This is a genomic window from Pseudomonas oryzihabitans, from assembly GCF_006384975.1.
In the GTDB taxonomy this organism is placed as follows: Bacteria; Pseudomonadota; Gammaproteobacteria; order Pseudomonadales; family Pseudomonadaceae; genus Chryseomonas; species Chryseomonas psychrotolerans_B.
The window spans coordinates 1,034,913-1,055,934 of record NZ_CP021645.1 but is presented as its reverse complement, the minus strand read 5'-3'; the positions used below and the strand labels follow the sequence as shown (position 1 = coordinate 1,055,934).

Below are 21,022 nucleotides of genomic sequence, written 5' to 3'. Positions count from 1 at the left end.
GATCCAAAAGAAAACCCGCCGCGGCGGGTCTTCTTTTGCGTCAGGCCTGGTACTTAGGCTTGCCGGCGACGGAACAGCGGTTGCGGCTCATCGACCGCCGCCTGGTAGGTCTCGCTGAAGTCGCGCAGACCCTTCAGGGCCGCTTCCGGATCGCGGTCGGCGCGCACCACATAGGCGTCGAAGCCGCAGCGCTTGAGGAAGAACAGCTGATCCTGCAGGACATCACCGATGGCGCGCAGCTCGCCTTTCCAGCCGAAGCGCTCGCGCAGCAGACGGGCATAGGAATAGCCGCGCCCATCGACAAAGGCCGGGAAGTTGATGGCGATCAGGGCGAAGTGCTGCAGGTCCTTGGCGATGCTCTCCGGCTCTTCGTCGCTGTCTAGCCAGATGCCCAGGCGACCGTCACGGCAGGTGAGGGCATGACCATGTTCCAGCCACAGAGCAGCCGGGATGATCACGTCATCGCTATTGGGGACGTCTTCGAGCGCGACGTCCTTGGGCAGCAGATGCCAGTTGTCGGTGACCAGTTGGTCGCCCTTAATGATTCTTTGCATAGACGCGCTCCTTGAAGGGGTCGATACCGATACGGCGGTAGGTGTCGATGAAGCGCTCGTCTTCGGTGCGTTGCTCGACGTAGACGTTGATCAGCTTGCCGATCACCTCGGGCATCTGGTCCTGGGCGAAGGAGGGGCCGAGGATCTTCGCCAGGGTGGCGTCACGGCCGGCGTCGCCGCCGAGGGACACCTGGTAGAACTCTTCACCCTTCTTGTCCACGCCGAGGATGCCGATGTGGCCGACGTGGTGGTGACCGCAGGCATTCATGCAGCCGGAGATGTTCAGGTCCAGCTCGCCGATGTCGAACAGGTAGTCCAGATCGTCGAACCGACGCTGGATGGACTCGGCGATGGGGATCGACTTGGCGTTGGCCAGGGAGCAGAAGTCGCCACCCGGGCAGCAGATCATGTCGGTCAGCAGGCCGATGTTGGGCGTGGCGAAGCCGTGCTCGCGCAGTTCATGCCAGAGTTCGAGCAACTGGTCCTGGCGGACGTCGGCGAAGATGACGTTTTGCTGGTGCGAGGTGCGCAGCTCACCGAAGCTGTAGCGATCGGCCAGGTCGGCCATGGCGTCGAGCTGGCGGTCGGTGACGTCGCCCGGGGCCACGCCGGTGGGCTTGAGCGACAGGGTCACGGCGACGTAGCCCGGACGCTTGTGGCGGAAGGTGTTGCGCTGGCGCCAGCGGGCGAAGCCAGGATGCTCGGCGTCCAGGCGGGCGAGGGCCTCGTCCTGGTCCTGCAGCTCGGCATAGGCCGGGTCGACGAAGAAGGCGGACACCCGTGCCACCTCGGCTTCGGTCAGGGTGATGGGGCCATCCTTGAGATGGGCCCACTCGGCCTCGACCTTTTCGGCGAAGACATCGGCGCCCAGGGCCTTGACCAGGATCTTGATCCGCGCCTTGAACTTGTTGTCGCGGCGGCCGTAGCGGTTGTAGACCCGCAGGGTGGCTTCCAGGTAGCTGAGCAGGTGCTGCCAGGGCAGGAATTCACGGATGAATTCACCCGTGTGGGGCGTACGGCCCTGACCGCCGCCGACCAGCACGCGGAAGCCCAGTTCGCCGGCCTCGTTGCGTACCGCTTCCAGGCCGATGTCGTGCACCTCGATGGCCGCGCGGTCCCGGGCAGCGCCGTTGACGGCGATCTTGAACTTGCGCGGCAGGAAGGCGAATTCGGGGTGGAAGGTGGACCACTGGCGGATGATCTCGCACCAGGGCCGCGGATCGACGAGTTCGTCATGGGCGACGCCGGCGAACTGGTCGGTGGTGGTGTTACGGATGCAGTTGCCGCTGGTCTGGATGGCGTGCATCTGCACGGTGGCCAGCTCGGCGAGGATCTCGGGGACGTCTTCCAGCTCCGGCCAGTTGAACTGGAAGTTCTGGCGGGTGCTGATGTGGGCGTAGCCCTTGTCGTAGTCGCGGGCGATCTGCGCCAGCTTGCGGACCTGGGTGGTGTTCAGCAGGCCGTAGGGCACCGCCACGCGCAGCATGGGCGCATAGCGCTGGATGTAGAGGCCGTTCTGCAGGCGCAGGGGGCGGTATTCTTCGCCACCCAGCTCTCCGGCCAGGAAGCGGCGGGTCTGGTCGCGAAACTGGGCGACACGTTCTTCGACGATCCGCTGATCGTACTGATCGTAAACGTACATGGTCATCCTGCTGTCAGGCGGCGCGCACGGCTGCGCGTGATCGAAGTCTTCGGCTCCCAAGGGGGCGCCAGCGACTTTTCTAGGCCGTGAACGATAGCAGCAGGGCTATATGCTTAAAAGCGATGTTTCTTTATATATAAATCTATTCCGGCGATAAGCGGTGGGGAAGGGGCGGCGCCGGATGCCGCCCCCTGGACTGCTTAATTCAGACCCAGCTTGCCGCGCAGGGTGGAGAGATCCTCGGCCAGGGTATTGACCGGGCCGACTAGAGCCTTGCGGTCGCGCTCGCTGACCTTGTCGTAGGTCTCGAAGCCGCCATCGGGAGTCTTGTACTTGGCCAGGATCTTGTCGACGTGGGCGAAGTTCTTGTCGACCTTGGTGACGAAGGCCTGATCCTGCTTGGCGATCTGCGCACGGAACAGGTCGAAGATCTTCTTGGCGCCGTCGACGTTGGCCTGGAAGTCGTAGAGGTCGGTGTGGCTGTAACGGTCTTCCTCGCCGGAAACCTTGGTCGCGGCCACCTCTTCCATGAGCGCGGCGGCACCGCCCACTACCTTCTCCGGCGGGAAGGTCAGGCCTTCGACGCGCTTCTGCAGGTCCTTGACATCGCTCATGAGCTTGTCGGCCAGCGGGGTCAGGCCTTCGGTGCTGTTCTTCTCGAACAGGCTGTATTCCAGACGGTGGAAGCCGGTGAAGTCATCGGATTTTACGCCCTGCTCGTGATCGTCTTCGCGGGAGTCGATGGACGCATCCAGGTCGCTGAACAGTTCGGCGATGGGTTCGATCGCCTCGTAATGGACGCGGGTGGTGGGGTAGAGCTTGCGCGCGGTGGCCAGGTCGCCCTTCTTCACCGCCTCGGTGAATTTCTGGGTGTCCTGGGTCAGCTTATCCAGGTTCTCGGTCACGTAGATCTTGTAGTCGGAGATCGGGCCCACCAGATCCAGCGGCGAGTTGGCGGCGAATACCGGTGCGGCGAAGGCCAGACCGAGGGCTACGGCGAGGGACGTGCGTTTCATTCGACTTCTCCTGTCGAGGCTGTTTTAAGACTGCGTGGCTGCCAGCAGACTGCGGCCGAGGTAATCCTTTGGATCGGTGACTCCCGGCAGGACGAAGAAGTAACCGCCGCCGATGGGCTTGATGTATTCCTCCAGTGGTTCGCCATCGAGGCGCTTCTGGACGGCGATGAAGCCTTGCTCCAGATCCGCCTGGTAGGCGATGAACAGCAGCCCCATGTCGAGCTGGCCGTTCTTGCGCACGCCGTTGGAGTAGTTGAAGGGGCGCCGCAGGATCAGGTTGCGCTGGCTCTGCGCGGTGCGCGGATTGGCCAGGCGGATATGGGCATCCAGGGGCGTGACCTTGCCCTTGGGATCGCTGGCGTAGTCCGGCACGTCGGTTTCGTGACCGCCGGCCATGGGCGAGCCGCTGGCCTTGCGCCGGCCGAAGATAGCCTCCTGCTCCTGCAGGGGGGTACGGTCCCAGCGCTCGACGAAGTTGCGGATGATGCGGACTGCCTGATAGCTGCCCTGAGCCGCCCAGACGGGCTCGCCGCTGTCGGGCTGGACCCAGACGATGCGATCCATCGCCTGCTGGTCGGTGGAGTCCGGGTTGGCCGAGCCGTCGCGGAAGCCGAGGAAGTTACGGGCGCTTTCCGCGGGCTGTCCGGGCGGCGTGTCCATGACCGGAACGCTGCCTTCCTGCTTCCAGCGGATCGCCAGCAGGTCGGGCAGGTTCTTCATGATGTCGCGCAGGGCGTGGATGTTGGTATCGGGCGTGTTGGCGCAGAACTGCAGACAGAGATCGCCATGGCAGCAATCCGCTTCGAGAGCGTCGTTGGGAAAGCCGGTCATGCGCTGTAGTTGCTTCGGCTTGACCGCGGCCAGGCCGAAGCGGTCATCGAACAGGGACTCGCCCACGGAAACGGTGATGGTGAGGTTGTCGGGCGTCACCACCGGGCCGAGGATGCCCGAATCCAGTGGGGGCAGCTTGGGATCGACCTCCGGTACGGGGCCGCCCCGCATAAGGAAGCGGATGCGCTCGTCGAGGGTACGCAACAGTCGCTCGAGATCCTCGCGGTCGTCGGCGAGGACGTCGAAGGCCACCACCATGCCGGCCGCCGGCCGCGGGGTGACGATGCCGCTCTGGTGCCGACCAAGGAATTCCTGGTGCTGGTGGGTGGTGGAACTGCCAGGGGCACGGGTCACCTCGGCGGTGCTGTCCGCCTGGGCATGCATCGGGCAGAGGCCGGCACCGGCCAGGGCCAGGCCGGTTGCACCCAGGCCTCCCAGCAGTCGGCGGCGTTCGATATTGGGTTGATCGGTAGAGGACTTCTTCATGGCGAGGTCTTGGTTACGGTGAGGCCGAGGGCTGGAGCGACCTGGTCGAGGGAATCGGCCAGGGCCTGGGCCGCCTTGGCGATACGATCACGGTCGGATGCGGATAGGTTGGCATAGGGCCGCTGCTGATCGCCCAGGGCGTCGGCGAAGGCCTGGGCCTGGGTGTCGAGTTGCTGTTGCAGCTCTTGGTGACTTTTGCTCAGCAAGGGGCGCAACAGGTCGATGACCTTGCGGGTACCCTCCAGATTGGCCGCGAAACCAGGCAGGACGAGCTGGCTGTAACGTTCTTCCTCACCGGAGATGCGCGTACTGGCGAGGTTGTGCAGCAGTCTGGCGGCGTTGCCGCTGAGTTGCTCCGGCGGCAGCGACTGGCCGAGCAGGGCGTCGCGCAACGCGGTGGCGTCTTGTTGCAGGCGGGCGGCAACCGGCTCCAGGCCCGCGGTGCTGTCGGCCACGAAGAGACCCTGCTCGATACGATGGAAGCCCCCGAAGGCCGGATCCTGCTCGCGCTTTTCGTAGTAGTCGGCGCGGGCATTAAGGCGATTGTCCAGTTCGGCGAAGCGCTGTGCGGTCGCAGCCAGGCGCTGATAGGGCAGGCGGGCGGCGGCATAGGCGTCCCGCGCCTGCTGCAGGTCTCCCGCCGCCAGCGCCTGTTGCAGAGCGGTGATGCCTTGCAGCAACAGGCGGCTCTGCTGATTGAGATAGACCCGGTATTCCGACAGCGGCCCGATGAACTGGGTCAACGTCGGCATGGCCTTGCTGGCCGCCTCCGAGGCGGCGGTGGGCAGCACCTTCAGCGTCCCGCGCGGATTGCTCAGCAGGCCGCAGGTGATGGCGTAGTCGCCCGGCGCCAGGGTGGCGTTGATGACCTGGCTGAGTCCCGGGGCGATGTTCTCGCGCTCCTCGACCACCAGCACGCCGTCGAGAATTTCCCACTCCACCGCCCGGTCCGAGCGGTTGACGATACGGAAGCGTGCCGGGCCGGCAGGCACCTCGAGTGCGTTCGGCTCGCAGCGATTGGCCAGGATGTCGACCGTGACCACGTCCGCCCCGGCCGCGGCATGTCGTTGGTTGGCCGAGCGCGAGGCATAGTAGAAGGCGGCCGCCGCCACGATCAGCAGGCCGGCGGAGGCCACCACGGCCAGGCGCAACGCCGGCGAGGTCTGCTTCGGCGGGGTGGCATTGGGGGTTGCGGTCACGGCTGGCGCTCCATCGAGGCAGTGGGGGTGGCGGGGGCGGGGCGCCGGGGTGGCGCTGGGGTACGGAAGAACAGCGGCAGGGTGATCGCCAGGAACAGCAGATAGGCGCCGAGGGTGCTCACGGTCGGGGTGTCCTGATAGCCGAACATGCCGGCCAGCACGGTGCCCACCGGGCCGTCGGCCGGCAGGACGTGACTCCAGTCGAACACCACCTGCTGCAGCGAATTCCACAGCCCGGCCTCATGCAGCGCCTTGATCGAATTGGTGAACAGGCCGGCAGCCACGAAGAGAATGAACAGCCCGGTGAAGCGGAAGAACTTGCCGAGATTCAGGCGTACCCCGCCGGTATACAGGCCGTAGCCGACCGCGATGGCGATTGCCAGCCCGAGCAGGGCCCCCAGGGGCGCGCCTGGGCCTTCGCTCTGCTGGAAGATGGCCAGCAGGAAGAACACGGTTTCCAGGCCTTCACGGGCGACCGCCAGGAACACCATGCCGATCAGCGCATAGACTTGGTTGCGCGAGGTGGAGAGGGCGGCTTCCAGGGATTCGTGCAATTCGGTCCGGATCGACCGTGCTGCCTTGCGCATCCAGAACACCATGGACGTGAGGATGACGGTAGCAGCCAAGCCGACGATCGCTTCGAACAATTCCTGCTGGCGTTGCGGAAATTCGGCGCTGGCCAGTTGCAAGCCCGCACCGACGAAGAGTGACAGGGCTGCCGCCAGCATCACGCCGATCCAGACGGCGGGCATCCAATGCCCCCGACCGGTGCGTTGTAAATAGCTGGCGATGATGCCGACGATGAGCGCCGCTTCGATGCCTTCGCGGAGCATGATCAGGAAAGGGACGAGCATGGATTCGACTACCGACGGAAAGGGGAAAGCGCAGTCAGGCTTTCGGGTCGGTGATTTGTATCACAATGATTCGAATTGTTAAATGAGGATGATTCTCGTACGACCTCAGCCCGCTTGGTTCATAAAGCGGTCTGGCACGGGGATCACGGGGATTCAGCTCAGGCGCTGAAGACCACTGCGGTATCGGGCGACTTGCCGGTGGCGAAGTGCTGGACCTCCCGCCAGGCATGCAGGTCGACGACGGCCAACTGATCGCCTTCCAGCGCGGCGAACAGGCGCTCGCCGCCTGGCTCCAGGTTCAGCCCTGGTACGGCGCTGCCCATGGGCAGATAGCCGACCTCGGCCAGGGTATCCGGCCGCAGCAGCGACAAGCTTTTATCGGCCAGGTTGGAGACCAGCAGTCGTCCATCCGGCAGGGCGACTACCCGCACGGCCTCGCCGCGCAGCTTCACTTGGCGCAGCGGGGTGAGGTCACGCGCATCCCAGGCATGGAGCACTCCGGCGAAGCGATCCAATACATAGAAGGTCCGCTCGTCCGGACTCAGGCAGCAGCCTTCCGGTGCCTGACCGAGCCGCTTCTTCACCGGTAATACGGCGGCGTTGTGCGGATCGACCAGGATCACCAGGCCGCTCAGGGTATCGGCGACATAGGCTCGGCGCCCGTCGCGGGTCAACACGAAGTAATGGCTGCGGGTGCCACCGACCGGGATGATCTGGCTCGGCACCGTGGCGGTGGCCGGGTCATCGAAGCGGATCAGCAGCGAATCGGTCTCGCTGAGCACATAGAGCCGCCCCTGGTCATCCAGACGCATGCCGTGCAGCCGGTGATAGGGCGAAAGATCGATGGACCTCACCAGGCGGCGCTCGACGAGATCTATCACGCTGACCTGATGACCACCCGTGCCCGGTGCCTGCCAGCTCTTGACGCCGTACTGGCCGACATAGGCATAGCGGCCCTGGCGATCGGCGACGATTTCATGGGGCTGCTCGGGCAATTCGAGCGTGCCGACGCGCTTGCCGTCAGCCAGACGATAGAAACCCACGCCAGGGGCTTCCTTCTCCACCAGGGCGAGGTACTCCGCGCTGGCCGCTAGCACCCTGGGTGGATAACCGCCCAGCAAGGGCAGGGCGGCACTGGCGGCTAGCAGGCCAAGGGTCTGGCGGCGATTCAAATGGGGCATAGGAGGTCTCCCGATGGGCAAGCCTCCCTGCCAGGATCAAGCGAATCCGTGCTACTCGAACAGACCCTTGAACCAGTCCCAAAGTCCCACGTGATAGTCAGGCAGGATATCGATGCCGAGCGCAGACTTGAGCAGATAGAGCAGCACCAGGCCCACCAGGCCGCAGGCCAGCAGGATCATCGCCAGCATGATGGCCTTGCCGAGTAACGACAGCTCCTGCTCCAGGCGCGAGAGATGACGATAGTTACGGCCGGCCAGCAAGACGAAGTAGTAGCGGCGATGCCAGAACTTGAGGGTGCCGCGCAGATCGATGCTGTGCTTGCCCCAGCTGCGGGTGCCGAAGGCCAGTTTGAGCGCTTCCAGCTGTTCCTCGGTGAAGGACTCGCGCAGCTCTTCGGGGAGCCGTTCCTTCAGGCCGGTGATGAAGGGGTCGTGGCGATTAATGCGGTCCTGCATAGGTAGTGCTTCCCTCTGAGTGGTGCAGGAGCATTCAGAAAGACCGAACAGGCCGGTGTTCCGCTGAAACGGATGGGCGGAGTCCTCGGCGGGACGACTGGTCAGGCGGTGACCCGCCGGGGCCTTATCACCTCGGCTCGTGCCCGCAGCTGGCCACAACCGCCGTCGACATCCTGCCCGGCCGAATTGCGTACCTTGGTGAGTACGCCGCGGCTATGCAGATAGCGCACGATCTGAACGATACGTTCGCCATCGGGGCGTTGGTAGTCGTCCACTTCCAGGCTGTTGTAGGGAATGAGATTGAGCACCCCGTACTTGCCCTTCATCAGCCGCAGCAGCTCGTCCATTTCCTCCTGGCTGTCGTTAATGCCGGCGAGCAGGGTCCACTGGTACTGGATGGGATAGCCGATCAGCCGGGCATAGGCCTCGCCCTGTTCGATCAACTCGGCGGGCTCGTAGCGTGGCGCCTTGGGCAGCAGCCGGGCACGACGTTCGGCATTGGTGCTGTGCAGCGACAGCGCCAGGGCCGGCCTTACCTCCTGCTGGGGTAGACGCTCGAACACCCGGGGATCGCCGACCGTAGAAAACACCAGGTTGCGATGGCCGATGCCACCGGCAGTGCCCAGCAGGTCGATGGCCTCCAGCACGTTGTCTAGGTTATGGGCCGGCTCGCCCATACCCATGAAGACCACCTTCTTCACCGGCCTGATCCGGCGAGCCAGGGCCACCTGGGCGACGATCTCGGCGCTGCCCACCTGGCGCAGCAGGCCACTCTTGCCGGTCATGCAGAAGACGCAGCCCACGGCGCAGCCGACCTGGGAGGACACGCAAAGGCCATCGCGGGGTAGCAGGACGCTTTCCACCGCCTGGCCGTCCGCGAGGGTCACCAGCATTCGCGCCGAACCGTCGGCGCCCGGATGCTCCGAAGTGACCCGGGCCAGCCCCTCCAGCCGCTCGGTCAGTGCCGGGATGGCCTTGCGTACGTCCAGGGGCAGGAAGTTCTCCGCCTGCTGGCGGCGGGTGCCGGTGTCCAGCGGCAGTCCCTGGCACCAGGCGCGCAGGATCCGGGCACTGTGCTTGGGCTTGGCGCCGGCAGCGGCGAGCAACTGGACGACATCGGCGATACGCATGGGCAAAGGGCAGGTCGTGGGCGGGCGGCGATAATAGGACAGGGCAGGGATGCTATCCTAGTCCTTTGCAAGACGAGGACCCGTCATGAAGTTCATCCACCAGCGCGAGCATCTCAACGAGGGCGACCTGGTCGTCATCCAGAGTTCGGGGGTGTGCAACATCCGCCTGATGAACGATGCCAATTTCCGCAGCTTCAAGAACGGCGGCCGCCATACCTACCACGGCGGCGCCTTCGACCGCTTCCCGGCGCGCATCACCGTACCCAGCACCGGCTTTTGGAACATCACCCTGGACACCGTCACCAAGCGGCCGATCAGCGTGACCCGCAAGCCCGATATCAAGCATTCCATCAAGATCGTCCGCCGCTCGCCTTCCGAGCTGCGCTGAGGTGGCGGTCACCTACAGACGGGTGACCCTGGCCGTCATTTCGGCTGCAACTCCAGCAGCCGAGCGTTCGCACCGTCTTCCAGTACCCACAGACTACCGTTGGGGCCTTCCTCGACGTCGCGGATGCGGGTGCCCATGGCATAGCGCTCCACCTCGCGGGCCTCTTCGCCCTTGAGCTCGACCCGCACCAGCGACTTGGACGACAGGCCGCCGATGAAGGCGTTACCCTTCCAGGCGGGGAAGCAATTCCCTTCATAGATCATCAGCCCTGCGGGCGAGATCACCGGCGTCCAGGTGATCTTCGGCGGAATGAATTCCGGACGGGTGTCATGATCCGGGATCGGCTTGCCACCGTAATGATCGCCGTTGGAAACCTCGGGATAGCCGTAGTTGCCGCCACGCTGGATCAGATTCAGCTCGTCACCGCCCTGGGGGTCCATCTCCTGTTCCCACAGCCGGCCCTGGGCGTCGAAGGCGATACCCAGTGGATTGCGATGCCCCAGCGACCAGACCTGGGCCGCGACACCCCCTTGCTGGGCGAAGGGGTTGTCTTGAGGAACGCTGCCATCGTCGTTGAGGCGGATGAGCTTGCCGAGGTTGCTGCTCATGTCCTGGGCCGGGGTGAATTTCTGCCGTTCACCCGAGGTGATCCACAGCTTGCCGTCCGGCCCGAATCTCATGCGATGGCCATAGTGGCCGTTGCCACTGACCTTGGGCGTCTGCCGCCAGATCACCTTGAGGTCGCTGAGCGAGCCGCTGCCGTCTTCCTTCAAGATCAACTTGGCACGGGCCACGGCAGCACCCTGAGTGCCGCCTTCGCCAGCTTCGGCATAGCTCAGGTAGATCAGATGATTGCTGGCGTATTGCGGATGCAGGATGACATCGCCCAAGCCACCCTGTCCGGCATGGACCACCTTGGGCACGCCGCTGATGTCCTGCGCTTTACCGGTCTGCACATTCAGATGCTTGAGCGCGCCGCCTTTCTCGGTGACCAGCGCCGTGCCATCGGGTAGGAAGGCAAGGGCCCAGGGGGCATCCAGGGTGGCACGGGGCGTGGCGGTGAAGGGCCACTGATCCTGGCTTAGCGCCTGGGGTGCGGCGGTGGCATTCAGGGTGGCTAGACCGAGCAGGAGACTGCCGGCGGCTAGGGTAAGGCCTTTCATGGGCACGCGATCCTCGTCGATGGGAGTCCCTACACCCTAGTAGGGACGCCAGCGAAAAGGGCCGCGTTTTTGTTACCTGAGGCGTCTGCCGGGCTAGTTGTCGTACCCCAAATTCGGCGCCAACCACCGCTCCGTCACCGTCAGCTCCTGGCCTTTCCGCTCGGTATAACGCTCCACCTGATCCTTGTCGATCTTGCCCACGGCGAAGTACTGGGCCTCGGGATGGGCGAAGTACCAACCGCTGACGGCGGCGGCGGGGAACATGGCGTAGTGTTCGGTGAGGAAGACGCCGCTACGGCCGGCTTCGTTGAAGCGCGCCTCGGGGTCGAGCAGGGCGAAGAGGGTGGCTTTCTCGGTGTGGTCGGGGCAGGCCGGGTAGCCGGGGGCAGGGCGGATGCCCTTGTACTGCTCGCGGATCAGCGCCTCGTTGTCCAGGGTCTCGTCGGCGGCATAGCCCCAATGCTCCTTGCGCACCCGCTCGTGCAGCCACTCGGCGCAGGCCTCGGCAAGGCGGTCGGCCAGGGCCTTGACCATGATGGAGTTGTAGTCGTCGCCCTTGCGTTCGTAGTCCTTGGCCAGCTCCTCGGCGCCGATGCCGGCGGTGACGATGAAGCCGCCCACGTAGTCGGTGACGCCGGTCTCCTTGGGTGCGACGAAGTCGGCCAGGGACAGGTTGGGCTTGCCTTCGGGCTTGATGGTCTGCTGGCGCAGGTGATGCAGGGTGGCCAGCGGTTGGCCGTCCTCGCCATAGACTTCCAGGTCGTCGTCGCGCACCTGGTTGGCCGGCCAGAAGCCGAACACGGCACGCGCCTTGATCAGCTTCTCGTCGATCAGCTTCTTGAGCATGGCCTGGGCATCGTGGAACAGCGCGGTGGCCGCTTCGCCCACCACCTCGTCGGTGAGGATGCGCGGGTACTTGCCGGCCAGGTCCCAGGAGATGAAGAAGGGCGTCCAGTCGATGTACTCGGCCAGCACCGCCAGGTCGATGTCCTCCAGCACCCGGGTGCCAGTGAAGCTTGGCTTGGTCGCCTGGTAGCCCAGCCAGTTGAAGGCCGGCTTGTTGGCCACGGCTTTCTCGTAGGAGAGCCGCTCGGTGCGGGCGCTGCGATTGGCGGTGCGCTCGCGGACTTCCACGTAGTCGGCGCGGGTGCGCTCGACGAAGCCGGCCTTGAGTTCCTTGGACAGCAACTGGGTGGCCACGCCTACGGCGCGGGAGGCGTCGGTGACGTAGACCACGGCATCGTTCTTGTACTGCGGCTCGATCTTGACCGCGGTGTGCGCCTTGGAGGTGGTGGCGCCGCCGATCATCAGCGGCAGGGTGAAGCCTTGGCGCTGCATCTCCTTGGCGACATGGACCATCTCGTCCAGTGAAGGGGTGATCAGGCCGGAGAGACCGATGATGTCGCACTTCTCGGCGATGGCGGTCTGCAGGATTTTCTCCGCCGGTACCATCACGCCCAGGTCGACGATGTCGTAGCCGTTGCAACCCAGCACCACGCCGACAATGTTCTTGCCGATGTCATGGACGTCGCCCTTGACCGTGGCCATGAGGATCTTGCCCTTGGCTTCGGGCTTGTCGCCTTTTTCCGCCTCGATGAAGGGGATCAGGTGGGCCACCGCCTGCTTCATCACCCGGGCGGATTTGACCACCTGGGGCAGGAACATCTTGCCCGAGCCGAATAGGTCACCGACCACGTTCATGCCGCTCATCAGCGGGCCTTCGATGACCTCGATGGGGCGCGCGCATTGCTGCCGGCACTCCTCGGTGTCCTCGACGATATAGGTAGTGATGCCCTTGACCAGGGCGTGCTCCAGTCGCTTGTCCACCGGCAAGCCGCGCCATTCCTCGGTCTCGGTTTCCTTGATCGCGCCACCGCCCTTGTAGTCGTCGGCGATGGCCAGCAGGGCGTCGGTGCCCTCGGGGGTGCGGTTGAGCACCACGTCCTCGACCTTTTCGCGCAGCGCGGCGGGGATCTCGTCGTAGATCTCCAGCTGGCCGGCGTTGACGATGCCCATGGTCAGGCCGTTCTGGATGGCGTGGTAGAGGAAGACCGAGTGGATGGCCTCGCGTACCGGGTTGTTGCCGCGGAAGGAGAAGGAGACGTTGGACACGCCGCCCGAGGTGAGGGCGTGGGGCAGGTTATCGCGGATGAAGGCGCAGGCGTTGATGAAGTCGACCGCGTAGTTGTTGTGCTCCTCGATCCCGGTCGCCACGGCGAAGATGTTGGGGTCGAAGATGATGTCTTCCGGCGGGAAGCCGACTTGGTTGACCAGGATGTCGTAGGAGCGCGCGCAGATCTCGTTCTTGCGCGCCTCGGTGTCGGCCTGGCCGTCTTCATCGAAGGCCATGACCACCACCGCCGCGCCATATCTCTTGCACAGTTTGGCGTGATGGATGAAGGCTTCGACGCCTTCCTTCATGGAGATGGAGTTGACGATGCCCTTGCCCTGGATGCACTTGAGACCGGCCTCGATCACCTCCCACTTGGAGGAGTCGATCATGATCGGTACCCGGGAGATGTCCGGTTCGGAGGCGATCAGGTTGAGGAAGGTGACCATGGCCGCCTTCGAATCCAGCATGCCCTCGTCCATGTTGATGTCGATGACCTGGGCGCCGGCTTCCACCTGCTGTTGGGCCACTTCCAGGGCCTCGGCATAGTTCTCTTCGCGGATCAGTCGGGCGAACTTGGCTGACCCTGTGATGTTGGTGCGCTCGCCGACGTTGACGAACAGCGACTCGCGGCTGATGGTGAAGGGTTCCAGGCCGGAGAGGCGGCAGGCCTTGGGAATGTCCGGCAGCTGGCGCGGGGCGTGCTTGGCGACCGCTTCGGCGATGGCTTGGATATGCGCCGGGGTAGTGCCACAGCAGCCGCCGACGATATTGAGCAGGCCACTGGCCGCGAATTCCTCGACCACCGCCGCCATCTGCGCCGGGGTTTCATCGTATTCACCGAAGGCGTTGGGCAGGCCGGCGTTCGGGTGAGCGGAAACGAAGGTGTCCGCCTTGGTCGCCAGCTCCTCGACGTAGGGCCGCAGTTCCTTGGCGCCCAGGGCGCAGTTGAGGCCTACGGAGATCGGCTTGGCGTGGCGCACCGAGTTCCAGAAGGCTTCGGTGGTCTGGCCGGACAGGGTACGGCCGGAGGCGTCGGTGATGGTGCCGGAGATCATGATCGGCAGCTCGAGGCCCATGTCCTCGAACACACCCTGGACGGCGAAGATCGCCGCCTTGGCGTTCAGGGTATCGAAGATAGTCTCGATCAGGATGAGGTCGGCGCCGCCGTCGATGAGTCCCCGGGTGGCCTCGGTGTAGTTCTCCACCAGTTCGTCGAAGGTGACGTTGCGATAGCCGGGATTGTTGACGTCCGGGGAGATGGAGCAAGTTCGGCTGGTGGGGCCGAGCACCCCGGCGACGAAGCGCGGGCGATCCGGCGTTTCCCGGGTCTTGGCGTCGGCCACTTCGCGAGCGACCTGGGCACCGGCCAGATTCAGCTCATAGGTGATGGCCTCCATGCCGTAGTCGGCCTGGGATACCCGGGTGGCATTGAAGGTATTGGTCTCGAGGATGTCCGCGCCGGCGTCCAGGTAGGCCTTCTCGATCTCGGCGATGATCCGGGGCTGGGTCAGCAGCAACAGGTCGTTGTTACCCTTGACGTCGCTCGGCCAATCGGCGAAGCGCTCGCCACGGTAGTCCGCTTCCTCCAATCGATAGCTCTGGATCATGGTGCCCATGCCGCCGTCGAGGATGAGGATGCGCTGCGCGAGGGCATGGCGAAGAGCGGAGAGGCGAGCGGTACGATCAGTCATGGGCATTCCACAGAGATAAGAGGCGCAGGCAAAGAGCGGCAGCATAGCAAAAGCCATCAGCGACCCCGTCATTGATGAAGGCTGATGATGAGCTACCCTCATGAAGGGCTGGCTTACCGTTCATGTCGAAGAGCGGTGGGATCCGGCCAGCAAGCCTTGCAAGTCTTGCTTTACTGTGTAATTAGCGACGTTTACTGTGCGTCAAAACTGCGTCATGGAAGGTGGCCGTGATTCCTCTGGTGATATGCGACGATTCGAACATGGCGCGCAAGCAGCTGGTTCGCTCCCTGCCGGAGGGCTGGGGCGTATCCATCACTCAGGCCACCAATGGCGAAGAAGCCCTTACGGCTCTGCGGCAAGGCCTGGGCCAGGTCATGCTGCTGGACCTGACCATGCCGGTTTTGGATGGTTATGGCACCCTGGCGGCGATCCGTAGTGAGGGCCTGGCGGTCAAGGTGATCGTGGTCTCGGGCGACGTCCAGGAACAGGCGGTGGCACGGGTCCGCGAACTGGGCGCCCTGGATTTCATCCGCAAGCCGGCCGATCCCGCCGAGCTCGTGGCGGTGCTCGAACGTCACGGCATCTACAGCTCCACTGTCGTGGCGCCGGCACAACCCGTCGAGCGGCCGGATCTACAGGTCAGCTTTCGTGATGCCTTCCGGGAAGTCGTCAACGTTTCCATGGGGCGGGCAGGTGCGCTATTGGCCAAGGCGCTGGATGTCTTCGTGCAGTTGCCCATTCCCAACGTCAATATCCTGGAAGTCAGCGAGCTGCACATGACGCTGCTCGATGCCCAGCGCGAGAGTCGCCTCAGTGCGGTGTGCCAGGGCTACATCGGCGAGGGTATCGCCGGCGAGGCGCTGTTGATCTTCCATGATTCCGAATTCGATGACATGGCGCGTCTGGTGCGCTGGCGTGAATCCGGCGAATCGGGCGACATCGAGATGCTGCTGGACCTGTCGAGCATCATCATAGGGGCTTGTCTGGCCGGGATCGCCGAGCAGTTCGATATCCGCTTCTCCCAGGGGCATCCCACCATCCTCGGTCACCACGCGTCCATCGACGAACTCATCGTCGTCAACAAGACCCGCTGGAAGAAGACCCTGGCGGTCGAACTCAGCTACAGCCTGGAAGGCCATAACGTCCACTTCGATCTGCTGCTGCTGTTCACCGAAGATTCGGTGAAGCGCATCACCCGCAAGATCGGCTACCTGATGAGTTGAGCATGGCCGCACAGATCGATATCAATGAGCTCCACTGGCTGTTGGACATCGTCCAGAACATCGATGTGGGTGTCGTGGTGCTGGATCTCGACTACCGGATCGAGGTGTGGAACAGCTTCATGGAGAACCACTCCGGGCGGATTCTCAATGAGGTCAGCCAGCAATCGCTGTTCGCGGTTTTCGCTGAAATCGACGAGGCCTGGTTCCGCGCCAAGGCCGAGAGCGTCGTCCTGCTGGGCACCCGGGCCTTTTCCATCTGGGAACAACGTCCCTATCTGGTCCATTTCAAGAGCTACCAGCCGATCACCGGCGTGGAAGCCTTCATGTACCAGAACGTGACCTTGTTGCCGCTGCGCGATTCTACCGGCGCCATTGCCCACATCTGTGTGGTGATCTATGACGTCACCGACGTCGCTATCAACAAGCGGCAGCTGGAGCTTTCCAACGACAAGCTGCAAGAGCTGTCACGCACCGATCGTCTCACTGGCCTCGCCAATCGCGGTTACTGGGAGGAGCGACTCACCGAGGAATTCGCCCGGCACCAGCGCTACGGCGGTCGCCTGGCACTGATGATGCTCGACATCGATCACTTCAAGCGCATCAATGACACCTACGGTCATGCCGTGGGTGACCAGGCGATCAAGGCCCTGGCTGGCGTGATCAAGACCCACGTACGCACCGCGGACATCGCGGGTCGCTATGGTGGTGAGGAGTTCGGCGTAGTGCTGCTCGACACGGCCGTCGATGGAGCACGATTACTGGCGGAGCGGTTGCGCGAGGCGGTCGAAGCCATGCGTCTGGACGTGCTGGGTACGCCTATCGCCTTCACCATCAGCGTGGGCATCACCGATCTTTCCGTCCCGTTAGGCAGCCACGAGCAGATGATTCAACAAGCCGACAAGGCGCTGTACGAATCCAAGCACGCCGGGCGCAATCGGGTTACCAGCTTCGTGAACAGCCTGGACTGAGTCGATTATCCGACTGTTTCACTAGGGCTTTCGTCGAGGGGTAGGGTGGCGTAAACTTGTCACACCTGTTGAGGAGTGACCATGAGCGCCATCACCATTACCGACGCGGCTCAGGATTACCTGGCCGACCTGTTGGAAAAGCAGAACACCCCTGGGATCGGTATCCGTATCTTCATCACCCAGCCCGGTACCCAGTACGCCGAGACCTGCATTGCCTATTGCAAGCCCGGCGAAGAGAAGCCTGACGACCAGCCCATCGGCCTGAAGGCTTTCACGGCCTATATCGATGCCATCAGCCAACCCTTCCTCGAAGACGCCCTGGTGGACTACGCCACCGACCGCATGGGCGGTCAGCTGACCATCAAGGCGCCCAACGCCAAGGTGCCGATGGTCAACGAAGACAGCCCGCTCAACGAGCGCGTCGACTACTACCTGCAGACCGAGATCAATCCGGGGCTTGCCAGCCACGGCGGCATGGTCAGTCTGGTGGATATCGTCGACGACAACGTGGCCGTGCTGCGTTTCGGCGGTGGTTGCCAAGGCTGCGGTCAGGTCGATCTGACCCTCAAGGACGGCGTGGAGCGTACCCTGCTCGAGCGGATTCCCGAACTCACCGCCGTGCGTGACGTGACCGACCATACCAACCGCGAGAATGCCTACTACTGATCTGGCAGCGAGCGCGGTAGCGGACGGCTATCGGCCAAGTCGATAGCCGTCCGCCGTTTCAATGCAAGGACGCGTCGCCCAGCAGGGCCAGCAAGCGCTTTTCCTGCTCCCAATCGAAGGCTTCGCCGCGAGACTCCGCCTCATGGCGACGCTCGTCCAGTTGCTGATAGAGCGCCAGCTCTTCGTCCGGCATGAAGTGCAGGCAGTCGCCACCGAAGAACCACAGCAGGTCGCGTGGCACCCGGTGGGCGATCTGCGGATAACGGCTGAAAATCTGGCTCAGCAAATCCTGTCCGAGATAGCCATATTCTTCCGGCGCCTGGGGCAGGCCGGCGACCAGTTCATCGAAGCGTTCGAGGAACAGCGCGTGATTCTCCGAGGGCACCTGCTCGGCTGCGCCGACATCGGCCAGGACTGCGCGCAATTGGGCGAGGAGGGCGATGTGGTGGGCGAGATAGGAATTGGCCATGGGTCTCTCCTGAAAGCGGCTGCGCAGTATAGAGGCACTGTCCCTCATTGTCTGGTTCGACTAGGATCGAACCTTTGCCCGTTGCCGGGGTTATAGGAAGTAGCACTTTTCTTTGCGAATCAGTTCTTGCCGGGAGGCACATGAGTCTAGCTCTCTCCATTCGCGGTCTGACCAAGACCTATAACAATGGCTTCACCGCCCTCAAGGGCATCGACCTCGATGTGGTCGAAGGTGATTTCTTCGCGCTGCTCGGTCCGAACGGGGCAGGCAAGTCGACCACCATCGGTATCCTCTCGACACTGGTCAACAAGTCGGGCGGCGAGGTTTCGGTGTTCGGCAACGACCTGGACAAGGACCCTGCCGGTCTCAAGCGCTGCCTCGGTGTGGTGCCCCAGGAATTCAACTTCAACCAGTTCGAGAAAGCCTTCGACATCCTGGTGACCCAGGCCGGCTACTACGGCATTCCGGCACGGATCGCCAGCGAGCGCGCCGAGGAATACCTGACCCAGCTCGGGCTGTGGGACAAGCGCGACACCCCCTCGCGCATGCTCTCCGGCGGGATGAAGCGGCGCCTGATGATCGCCCGCGCGCTGATCCACAAGCCGCGCCTGCTGATCCTCGACGAACCCACCGCCGGGGTGGACATCGAGCTGCGTCGCTCCATGTGGAATTTCCTCACCGAGCTGAATCGGCAGGGGACCAGCATCATCCTCACCACTCATTATCTCGAAGAGGCGGAACAGCTCTGCCGCAACATCGCCATCATCGATCATGGCGAACTGGTCGAGCACACCAGCATGCGCAAGCTCCTGCAGAAGCTCAATGTCGAGACCTTCATCGTCGATGTCGTCCAGCCGCTGACCACAGCGCCGCAACTGGAAGGCTATCCGACGCGATTGCTGGGCGATCACTCCTTCGAGGTGCAAATCGACAAGGCCAGCGGCGTCAATGCCCTGTTCCGTCAGCTGGACGCCGCTGGCATCCAGGTGCAGAGCCTGAGAAACAAAGCCAATCGCCTGGAGGAGCTGTTCGTCTCCCTGGTGGAAAAGAATCTAGCCAAGGTCGCCCGATGAGTACCGAATTCCAAGCCAACCTGGTGGCCCTGCGTACCATCGTCCACCGCGAAGTGCGCCGCTTTACCCGCATCTGGGCCCAGACGCTGCTGCCCCCGGCGATCACCATGGTCCTGTACTTCGTGATCTTCGGAAATCTCATCGGTGATCGCATCGGTGGCATGGCAGGCTTCACCTACATGCAATACATCGTGCCGGGGCTGATCATGATGTCAGTGATCACCAACGCTTACAGCAACGTGGTCTCCAGCTTCTTCAGCAGCAAATTTCAGCGCTCCGTCGAAGAGCTGCTGGTGGCTCCGGTGTCGCCCCACATCATCCTGATCGGCTATGCCATGGGCGGCATCTTGCGCGGACTCGCCGTGGCGGTCATCGTCAGCCTGCTGTCGCTGTTCTTCACCCATATGCAGGTGCATCACCTCGGCATCATGCTGCTGGTGATCATCCTGACCGCTACGATCTTCGCCCTGGGTGGTTTCATCAATGCCGTTTACGCGCGCAATTTCGATGACATCTCCATCGTGCCGACCTTCGTGTTGACACCCTTGACCTACCTGGGCGGAGTCTTCTACTCCATCGACCTGCTGCCGCCGTTCTGGCAGAAGGTGTCGCTCATCAATCCCATCCTGCACATGGTAAATGCCTTCCGCTACGGCATCCTGGGCGTGTCCGATATTCGTATCGGAGTAGCGATCGCCTTCATGCTGTTCGCCGTGGTCGTGCTTTACCTGGTCAGCATCCGCCTGCTCGTCAGCGGGCGTGGCATGCGTCATTGAGTGTCGAAAGAGTCATGCACAGCGTAGAACAATCGCCTTTGGGCAAAAGCACCGAATATGTCAGCCAGTACACGCCTGGATTGCTCTATCCGATCCCGCGAGCGCTGAAATGGACGGAGCTGGGATTGGATGGCGCTAACCTGCCATTCCATGGTGTGGACGTCTGGACGTGCTATGAGCTGTCCTGGCTGCTGCCGTCCGGCAAGCCGGTGGTCGCCATCGCCGAATTCGCGATTCCAGCAGCCTCGCCGAACATCGTCGAGTCCAAGTCCTTCAAGCTGTACCTCAACTCGCTCAACCAGTCGGTATTCGCCTCGATCACGGAGTTGCAGGCTGCCCTTGAGCAGGACCTGAGTCACGTCGCCGGAGCCCCGGTTACCGTGGTCCTCTGGTCCCTGGATGAGTGGACGGGGCGCGGTATCCAGCGTCCCGCGGGACGCTGCATCGATGAGCTGGATGTCCCGATAGCGGGGTATGCTCATCCGCAGCGAGAGCTACTGAGCGTTGGCGATGCGCGTGACAGCCAGCGACTCTACAGCCATCTATTGAAATCCAATTGCCCGGTCACGGGGCAGCCCGACTGGGGCACCCTGGTGGTGGACTATCAGGAAGGGCTGGCACTGGAGCCGGAAAGCCTGCTGCGCTACGTCGTCGCCTTCCGCCAGCACGCCGATTTCCACGAGCAGTGCGTCGAGCGCATTTATCTGGATCTGTGGCGACTGCTGAAGCCAGAAAAGCTAACGGTATTTGCTCGCTATGTACGGCGCGGTGGGCTGGACATCAATCCCTATCGCAGCAGCGAGGCTGTCCAGCCCGTGGGCGAGCGTTACGTGCGGCAGTGATCAGATACCCATGCTGCTCAGGCTGTTCATGATGGATCTGAGCGTACCCGCCATGGTGGGATGGCTGACTTCGAAGCGTTCAACTGCAAGGTTGACGCTGTCCACCAGGCTGCCATCGCGGGTGTGGGTGGCGTCTTCGTTGGCCAGCTGGAATTCAATGTCGTGAATCAACAATTCCAGGTCTTCCCGATCTTCCGGCGAGGTGGGCGGATCCTGATCCAGCTGCTGGCGGAGTTGATCGAGTTGTTCCTGCAGATGAGACGTGGTCATGGCGTTTCTCCTGTGTTCGGATTCTTTGACC

At 63.3% G+C, this 21,022-nt stretch carries 20 protein-coding genes; 7 read left to right on the top strand and 13 right to left on the bottom strand.

The window, feature by feature from the left end; translation table 11 throughout:
- Positions 1-53 precede the first annotated feature (53 nt).
- From CCZ28_RS04580 to CCZ28_RS04540, 9 genes are all read right to left on the bottom strand, one after another.
- On the bottom strand, positions 54-554 hold the full coding sequence (locus CCZ28_RS04580) for a DUF934 domain-containing protein (protein ID WP_140216296.1): 501 nt from the start codon (positions 552-554) through the stop codon (positions 54-56).
- Complete coding sequence (locus CCZ28_RS04575) at positions 538-2,196, bottom strand: nitrite/sulfite reductase (protein WP_140216294.1); 1,659 nt, start codon at positions 2,194-2,196, stop codon at positions 538-540. The genes CCZ28_RS04580 and CCZ28_RS04575 overlap by 17 nt, the downstream gene beginning before the upstream one ends.
- A 200-nt stretch (positions 2,197-2,396) precedes the next feature.
- Positions 2,397-3,212: an iron uptake system protein EfeO gene (gene efeO / locus CCZ28_RS04570; protein ID WP_140216292.1), complete on the bottom strand. Its 816-nt coding sequence runs from the start codon at positions 3,210-3,212 to the stop codon at positions 2,397-2,399.
- Positions 3,213-3,236: 24 nt separating this feature from the next.
- A complete protein-coding gene (gene efeB, locus CCZ28_RS04565) occupies positions 3,237-4,529 on the bottom strand; it encodes an iron uptake transporter deferrochelatase/peroxidase subunit (protein ID WP_140216290.1) in 1,293 nt (430 codons plus the stop codon).
- The gene (efeO, locus tag CCZ28_RS04560) at positions 4,526-5,728 is read right to left on the bottom strand and encodes an iron uptake system protein EfeO (RefSeq protein WP_167509209.1); all 1,203 of its coding nucleotides are present in this window, start codon (positions 5,726-5,728) and stop codon (positions 4,526-4,528) included. Before efeO (CCZ28_RS04560) ends, efeB begins: the two co-directional genes overlap by 4 nt.
- Positions 5,725-6,582: an iron uptake transporter permease EfeU gene (gene efeU, locus CCZ28_RS04555; RefSeq protein WP_140216288.1), complete on the bottom strand. Its 858-nt coding sequence runs from the start codon at positions 6,580-6,582 to the stop codon at positions 5,725-5,727. Before efeU ends, efeO (CCZ28_RS04560) begins: the two co-directional genes overlap by 4 nt.
- 158 nt (positions 6,583-6,740) lie before the next feature.
- On the bottom strand, positions 6,741-7,763 hold the full coding sequence (locus CCZ28_RS04550; protein ID WP_140216286.1) for a YncE family protein: 1,023 nt from the start codon (positions 7,761-7,763) through the stop codon (positions 6,741-6,743).
- A 51-nt stretch (positions 7,764-7,814) separates the two neighbouring features.
- Positions 7,815-8,219, bottom strand: a complete 405-nt coding sequence (locus CCZ28_RS04545; protein WP_140216284.1) for a 3-phosphoshikimate 1-carboxyvinyltransferase — start codon at positions 8,217-8,219, stop codon at positions 7,815-7,817.
- A 101-nt stretch (positions 8,220-8,320) separates the two neighbouring features.
- On the bottom strand, positions 8,321-9,349 hold the full coding sequence (locus CCZ28_RS04540) for an RNA methyltransferase (protein ID WP_140216282.1): 1,029 nt from the start codon (positions 9,347-9,349) through the stop codon (positions 8,321-8,323).
- A gap of 85 nt (positions 9,350-9,434) precedes the next feature.
- Here CCZ28_RS04540 and CCZ28_RS04535 point away from each other — a divergent pair, with 85 nt between their 5' ends.
- Positions 9,435-9,737, top strand: coding sequence for a DUF1883 domain-containing protein (locus tag CCZ28_RS04535; RefSeq protein WP_058765397.1), 303 nt, complete (start codon positions 9,435-9,437; stop codon positions 9,735-9,737).
- Positions 9,738-9,772: 35 nt separating this feature from the next.
- On the opposite strand, the gene CCZ28_RS04530 is transcribed toward CCZ28_RS04535, so the two are convergent.
- Positions 9,773-10,900: a PQQ-dependent sugar dehydrogenase gene (locus CCZ28_RS04530; protein WP_140216280.1), complete on the bottom strand. Its 1,128-nt coding sequence runs from the start codon at positions 10,898-10,900 to the stop codon at positions 9,773-9,775.
- A 93-nt stretch (positions 10,901-10,993) separates the two neighbouring features.
- Positions 10,994-14,710, bottom strand: a complete 3,717-nt coding sequence (gene metH, locus CCZ28_RS04525) for a methionine synthase (protein ID WP_205894665.1) — start codon at positions 14,708-14,710, stop codon at positions 10,994-10,996.
- 215 nt (positions 14,711-14,925) lie between these two features.
- Between metH and CCZ28_RS04520 the strand changes: the two genes are divergently transcribed.
- The 3 genes from CCZ28_RS04520 (at position 14,926) to nfuA (ending at position 17,561) form a co-directional block, all read left to right on the top strand.
- Positions 14,926-15,927 carry a response regulator gene (locus tag CCZ28_RS04520; RefSeq protein ID WP_140216276.1) on the top strand — a complete coding sequence of 334 codons (1,002 nt, stop codon included), beginning with the start codon at positions 14,926-14,928 and terminating at the stop codon, positions 15,925-15,927.
- A gap of 2 nt (positions 15,928-15,929) precedes the next feature.
- The gene (locus CCZ28_RS04515; RefSeq protein WP_140216274.1) at positions 15,930-16,895 is read left to right on the top strand and encodes a sensor domain-containing diguanylate cyclase; all 966 of its coding nucleotides are present in this window, start codon (positions 15,930-15,932) and stop codon (positions 16,893-16,895) included.
- Positions 16,896-16,976: 81 nt separating this feature from the next.
- Positions 16,977-17,561, top strand: coding sequence for a Fe-S biogenesis protein NfuA (nfuA, locus tag CCZ28_RS04510; RefSeq protein ID WP_058765386.1), 585 nt, complete (start codon positions 16,977-16,979; stop codon positions 17,559-17,561).
- Between the two features lie 58 nt (positions 17,562-17,619).
- Here the strand turns inward: nfuA and CCZ28_RS04505 are convergent, their stop codons facing one another.
- Positions 17,620-18,030: a PA2817 family protein gene (locus tag CCZ28_RS04505; protein ID WP_140216272.1), complete on the bottom strand. Its 411-nt coding sequence runs from the start codon at positions 18,028-18,030 to the stop codon at positions 17,620-17,622.
- Between the two features lie 140 nt (positions 18,031-18,170).
- Here CCZ28_RS04505 and CCZ28_RS04500 point away from each other — a divergent pair, with 140 nt between their 5' ends.
- From CCZ28_RS04500 to queF, 3 genes are read left to right on the top strand one after another with little or no spacing between them, the layout of a single operon-like run.
- On the top strand, positions 18,171-19,103 hold the full coding sequence (locus tag CCZ28_RS04500) for an ABC transporter ATP-binding protein (RefSeq protein WP_140216270.1): 933 nt from the start codon (positions 18,171-18,173) through the stop codon (positions 19,101-19,103).
- Positions 19,100-19,879: an ABC transporter permease gene (locus tag CCZ28_RS04495; RefSeq protein WP_058765378.1), complete on the top strand. Its 780-nt coding sequence runs from the start codon at positions 19,100-19,102 to the stop codon at positions 19,877-19,879. The genes CCZ28_RS04500 and CCZ28_RS04495 overlap by 4 nt, the downstream gene beginning before the upstream one ends.
- Positions 19,880-19,893: 14 nt before the next feature.
- Positions 19,894-20,721, top strand: coding sequence for an NADPH-dependent 7-cyano-7-deazaguanine reductase QueF (queF, locus tag CCZ28_RS04490; RefSeq protein ID WP_140216268.1), 828 nt, complete (start codon positions 19,894-19,896; stop codon positions 20,719-20,721).
- On the opposite strand, the gene CCZ28_RS04485 is transcribed toward queF, so the two are convergent.
- Positions 20,722-20,991 (bottom strand): DUF4404 family protein, encoded by a 270-nt coding sequence (locus tag CCZ28_RS04485; RefSeq protein ID WP_140216266.1) that lies wholly within the window; start codon positions 20,989-20,991, stop codon positions 20,722-20,724.
- Positions 20,992-21,022 lie beyond the last annotated feature (31 nt).

Coding starts and splice junctions, on each gene's coding strand:
- CCZ28_RS04580 (WP_140216296.1), bottom strand. CDS start 554: ATGCAAAGAATCATTAAGGGCGACCAACTGGTCACCGACAACTGGCAT.
- CCZ28_RS04575 (WP_140216294.1), bottom strand. CDS start 2,196: ATGTACGTTTACGATCAGTACGATCAGCGGATCGTCGAAGAACGTGTC.
- efeO (WP_140216292.1), bottom strand. CDS start 3,212: ATGAAACGCACGTCCCTCGCCGTAGCCCTCGGTCTGGCCTTCGCCGCA.
- efeB (WP_140216290.1), bottom strand. CDS start 4,529: ATGAAGAAGTCCTCTACCGATCAACCCAATATCGAACGCCGCCGACTG.
- efeU (WP_140216288.1), bottom strand. CDS start 6,582: ATGCTCGTCCCTTTCCTGATCATGCTCCGCGAAGGCATCGAAGCGGCG.
- CCZ28_RS04550 (WP_140216286.1), bottom strand. CDS start 7,763: ATGCCCCATTTGAATCGCCGCCAGACCCTTGGCCTGCTAGCCGCCAGT.
- CCZ28_RS04545 (WP_140216284.1), bottom strand. CDS start 8,219: ATGCAGGACCGCATTAATCGCCACGACCCCTTCATCACCGGCCTGAAG.
- CCZ28_RS04540 (WP_140216282.1), bottom strand. CDS start 9,349: ATGCGTATCGCCGATGTCGTCCAGTTGCTCGCCGCTGCCGGCGCCAAG.
- CCZ28_RS04535 (WP_058765397.1), top strand. CDS start 9,435: ATGAAGTTCATCCACCAGCGCGAGCATCTCAACGAGGGCGACCTGGTC.
- CCZ28_RS04530 (WP_140216280.1), bottom strand. CDS start 10,900: ATGAAAGGCCTTACCCTAGCCGCCGGCAGTCTCCTGCTCGGTCTAGCC.
- metH (WP_205894665.1), bottom strand. CDS start 14,710: ATGCCCATGACTGATCGTACCGCTCGCCTCTCCGCTCTTCGCCATGCC.
- CCZ28_RS04515 (WP_140216274.1), top strand. CDS start 15,930: ATGGCCGCACAGATCGATATCAATGAGCTCCACTGGCTGTTGGACATC.
- nfuA (WP_058765386.1), top strand. CDS start 16,977: ATGAGCGCCATCACCATTACCGACGCGGCTCAGGATTACCTGGCCGAC.
- CCZ28_RS04505 (WP_140216272.1), bottom strand. CDS start 18,030: ATGGCCAATTCCTATCTCGCCCACCACATCGCCCTCCTCGCCCAATTG.
- CCZ28_RS04500 (WP_140216270.1), top strand. CDS start 18,171: ATGAGTCTAGCTCTCTCCATTCGCGGTCTGACCAAGACCTATAACAAT.
- CCZ28_RS04495 (WP_058765378.1), top strand. CDS start 19,100: ATGAGTACCGAATTCCAAGCCAACCTGGTGGCCCTGCGTACCATCGTC.
- queF (WP_140216268.1), top strand. CDS start 19,894: ATGCACAGCGTAGAACAATCGCCTTTGGGCAAAAGCACCGAATATGTC.
- CCZ28_RS04485 (WP_140216266.1), bottom strand. CDS start 20,991: ATGACCACGTCTCATCTGCAGGAACAACTCGATCAACTCCGCCAGCAG.